The 4203-nt window shown below is 73.4% G+C and carries 3 protein-coding genes; 1 reads left to right on the plus strand and 2 read right to left on the minus strand.

Annotation, left to right across the window (positions count from 1 at the left end; genetic code table 11):
* Positions 1 to 20: 20 nt before the first annotated feature.
* Both GKQ77_RS28685 and GKQ77_RS28690 read right to left on the minus strand, forming a co-directional pair.
* A complete protein-coding gene (locus GKQ77_RS28685) occupies positions 21 to 2264 on the minus strand; it encodes a protein kinase domain-containing protein (protein ID WP_219691881.1) in 2244 nt (747 codons plus the stop codon).
* Positions 2265 to 2278: 14 nt separating this feature from the next.
* Complete coding sequence (locus GKQ77_RS28690) at positions 2279 to 3040, minus strand: hypothetical protein (protein WP_258022134.1); 762 nt, start codon at positions 3038 to 3040, stop codon at positions 2279 to 2281.
* Between the two features lie 167 nt (positions 3041 to 3207).
* On the opposite strand from GKQ77_RS28690, the gene GKQ77_RS28695 reads away from it, so the two are divergent.
* Positions 3208 to 4203, plus strand: a 996-nt coding sequence (locus GKQ77_RS28695) for an AfsR/SARP family transcriptional regulator (protein WP_219691884.1), incomplete at its 3' end; no start/stop codon positions are given.

Here is a 4203-nt window from a genome sequence, read left to right on the forward strand (position 1 = left end):
GGGCGGGGGAGGCGGTGTGGTCACGAGGGGTCGCTCCGGAAGGCGTAAAGGGTGGTCTCGGACGCGGCGAAGAGCGTGTCGCCGGAGATCTGGAGCAGCCAGTCGCTCTTGCCCCCGGTCTTGCGGGACGGCTGGTGCGCCCAGAGCGGTTTGCCGTCGGAGGCGCGCAGGACGACGAACCCGGGGACGTCACCGGTGGCGAACGTGGCGATGGCCACCACGGACGCGGAGACGGTCGGCCCCTGGCTGTCCGCGCCACCGGTGGTCGTCAGGTGCACCGGGCTCGCCCTGTGCCACACCTGCTTGCCGCTCCGCATGTCCAGGGCGAACACGGTCCCGGGACCGTCGTAGACGTAGGCCCGCTTGCCGCGGACCCTGGCCGGGCTGATGGTGGTCGTCTCGTTGACCGCCGTCCACAGCTTCTCGCCGTCGGTGGCGCGGAAGGCCTGCACCTTCGTGCTGGAGACGAGCAGGGTCTCGCCGTCGGTGGAGAGTGCCGGATAGGCGCCGGGCTTGATGACGTCCCGGACCTTCCAGCGCTCGGCACCCGAGCGCAGGCCGAGGCCGAGGAGCGTGCCGTTGTCCTGGAGGAAGCAGAGGCTCCCATCGGCGTACGCCTGGAAGTCGCTGCCGTTGACCTTGCGCGACCACAGCACCTTGCCCGAGCCGAGATCGACCGCGAGCACGCCATACGCGCTGCTGCCGCTCGTACCGACGAGGGCGACCGAACCGGCGACGGACAGGACATCCTGGACGAAGGCGGCGGACTGGCCGTCGGCGCTCTGCTCGGTGACCACATGGGTGAACTTCCGCTTGCCCGCGGCGTCGACGCCGAACAGATAACCGCGCTCGCCGCTCCAGGCCGTGGCGAAGAGCGTCGAGCCCTGCACACCCAGCCACTCCGGGTTCCCCGAGACGTCGGACGGCGTGCGCAGTGAACCCGTCCAGCGTTCCTTGCCGGTCTCGGGGTCGTAGGCGATGGCACGCCCCTTCTCCCAGTGCACCAACACGTCGCCCAGCAGATGGAGTTTCGCGCCCTCCAGTTTCTTCAGCGGGGTCGACCACCGCGGCTTCGGCCCTGCGGGGACCTTCGGTTCGGGCCTACCGGTGGTGCCCGCGCCGCTGCTTCCGCTTCCGCCGCTCCGGGCCGGGGCCGCGTCGGGCTCCGAGCGCCATCCGGCGAGCGCCGCGGCCCCGCCGCCCGCCGCGACGGTGGTGCCGGCCGCGGCGATCCACAGGAACCTGCGGCGGCTCGGCCCCCTGGGGGCGGGAGTGGCGAACGGGTCGACGGGCGGGGCGAGGGACACCATGGGCACGGGCGGCGCGGCCACCAGCACGGCGGCGTGCGCCTCCCGGCGCGCCAGGTCCTCGCGCAGGCCCTCGGTGAGCAGGGCGGCCGGGTCGGCGGCGCCCAGCGCGGCGAGCACGGACGCGGCGGGCGGCCTGCGGGCGGGGTCCTTCTCCAGGCAGGCGCCGACGAGCGGCTGCAACGCCTCGGGGACACCGGCCAGTTGGGGCGGGTGGTGGACGGCCCGGTAGAGGATGTCGGCCGTTCCCCCGGTGCCGAAGGGGCCCTGCCGGGTGGCCGCGAAGACCAGCACGCAGCCCAGCGAGAAGAGGTCGGCGGCAGGGCCCGCCTCACGGCTCGACATGATCTGCTCGGGCGCCATGAAACCGGGCGTGCCCACCACGGCGCCCGTCCGGGTCACCTGCGTGGCGTCCACCGCGCTGCTGATGCCGAAGTCGATGACGCGGGGCCCGTCCTCGGCGATGAGTACGTTGCCGGGCTTGAGGTCGCGGTGGACGATCCCGGCGCCGTGGATGGCGAGCAGCGCCTCCGCGAGACCGGTGCCGAGGGCCCGCAGGCCCGCCTCGGGCAGCGCCCCGTAGGCGCGTACGACCTCGTGCAGCGAGGGCGCGGGGACGTAGGCCGTGGCCAGCCAGGGCTGGGGGGCGTCCGCGTCCGCGTCGAGCACCGGCGGGGTGAAGAAGCCGCTCACGCGGCGCGCGGAGGCGGCCTCGCGCCGGAAGCGCCCGCGGAAGTCGGGCGCCTCGGCGTACTCGGGCCGGATGACCTTCAGCGCGACCAGCCGCGACCCGGGCGACCTGGCAAGGAAGACCCGGCCCATGCCGCCCTCGCCGAGCAGCTGGAAGATCTCGTACGGGCCGATGCGGGCGGGGCTGTGCGCGGGGTGCGCGGGGTGTGCGGTCCTGGTGGGCTGCGCGGCCGTGGGGTCGTCGCTTCCGTAGGGGGTGGTGGGCATCGTCGTCGCGGCGGTCAGCTCAGCGAGGCGAGGACGTCGCGGGCCGCGGTGATGGCGTCGTCCTCGGTCTGCTTCGGGGTCCTGTCGGAGGTCTCCTGGCTGTAGACGAAGCCCGTGCGGACCGAGGCGTTGCCCTCGCGGACGAGCACCGTCACCCAGGTCAGCGAGTCGTCGACGGCGTGGACGACGAAGGCTTCCTCGCCGATGCCCTTGACCGGCCGGGAGTCCGTCACCTCGTGGGTGGGGCCCCTCTCCTTCATGGTGACCCTCTTGTCGATGTCGTACTTGCTCTTGGCCGTCGGGCTGACCAAGAGGCTCACGTCCAGGCTCTGGTAGTCGCCGCCGTAGCCGGGGTGGTCCCACTTCGGCATCCTGGTGATCATCGAGGCCAGGTCCTTGTCGTCCATCAGGCCGGGCGTGCACTTGGCTCCCGGCGCGATCTTCTCGATCGTGGACGGCTTGATCAGCTCGCAGCCCTTGGGGACCTTGGTGAACGTCTTGCCCTTCGGCGGCGCCTCGGGGCCTTTCGGCTCGGTCACGCCTCCCGGCTTCTTCGCCGCGGTGTCACCCTTGTCGTCGTCACCCCCTGATGTGGCGATGACCACGCCGACGACGACGGCCACGGCGAGCGCCGCGGCGCCACCGATCAGCCAGACACGCGAACGGCCCCCGCCTGGGCCTCCGTTGCCGGGGCCGCCCGCCGGAACCGGCTGCGACCAGGCCGAAGGCGCGCCCGGCGCCTGCGGCGGGACGGGGGGCGGTGCCTGGCCCGGCATCGGAGGTGGCTCCTGACCGAAGCCCTGCCGAGGGTCCATCTGCGGGTTCTCACTCACGGAACAGCTCGCTTTCCTGCGGTTTACGCCCTCGGGAGCGGACACATCGCGCCGTACCCTCTCGCGAGACACTGGAATACCGATGAAATTCTGCTGAAGATGAGAACCGCATGGGGGAGTTGGGGATGGGCACGGACACGGGGGACACACTCGGCTCGGGTGAGGCAGGTGCGGAGGGCGCGACAGGCTCGGCAGGTGCGATGGGCGCGGAGGGCACGGAAGACGCGGCGGACCGGCTGCGCATCGCCCTGCTCGGGCCGGTCGGCGCCCACCGCGGCGAGGTGCCGCTCGACCTGGGGCCCGTACGGCGTCAGGCGGTGCTCGCCGCGCTGGTCCTGCGCACGGAGACACTCGTCACCCAACAGCAACTCCTCGACGCCGTATGGGGACTTGAGCCGCCCGGCACCGGCCGCCGGGTCCTGCCCAGCTATGTCTACCCCCTGCGCAAGGCCCTGGACGCGCCCGGCACCGGCCCCGCCGCGTCCGTGATCCGCGGCGAGCGCGGCGGCTACCGCTTCGTGCCCGGCCAAGCCCGTACGGATATAGGGGAGTTGACCGCGCGGACCGCCGAGGTGCGCGACGCGAGGGTCGCGGGCGACCTGACCGCCGCCCTCGACGGCTGTACGCGGGCGCTCGGTCTGTTCCGGGGGGAGCCGCTGGCCGGTCTGCCCGGTCCCTTCGCCGACGCCGAGCGGCAGCGCCTTGCCCGGCAGCGGCGCACCCTCCACCAGGAGCGGGTGGAGTGCCTGGTGCTCCTCGGGCGGTACGCGGAGGCCCTGGACGAGCTGATGGCCGTACCCCATGCGCAGCCCCACGACGAACCGCTCGCCGCCCTGCGGATGCGCGCCCTGTACGGCAGCGGGCGCCAGGCCGAAGCGCTCGCCGCTTACCAGGAGACCCGGGACCGGCTCCGCGGCGAGCTGGGCGTGGAGCCCGGCGAGGAGCTGCGCCGGGTCCACCAGGGCGTGCTGCGCCGGGACGATCCGATGCTGCTCGGCGGGGCGCCGCCACTCCGGGCCACCGGTCCCGCTACGGGCCCCGCCGAGCAGGCGCAGGCCCAAGCCCACGCGCAGGCCCAAGCCCACACTCACGCGCAGGCCCAGACC

This window comes from Streptomyces anatolicus (assembly GCF_019400875.1).
In the GTDB taxonomy this organism is placed as follows: domain Bacteria; phylum Actinomycetota; class Actinomycetes; order Streptomycetales; family Streptomycetaceae; genus Streptomyces; species Streptomyces anatolicus.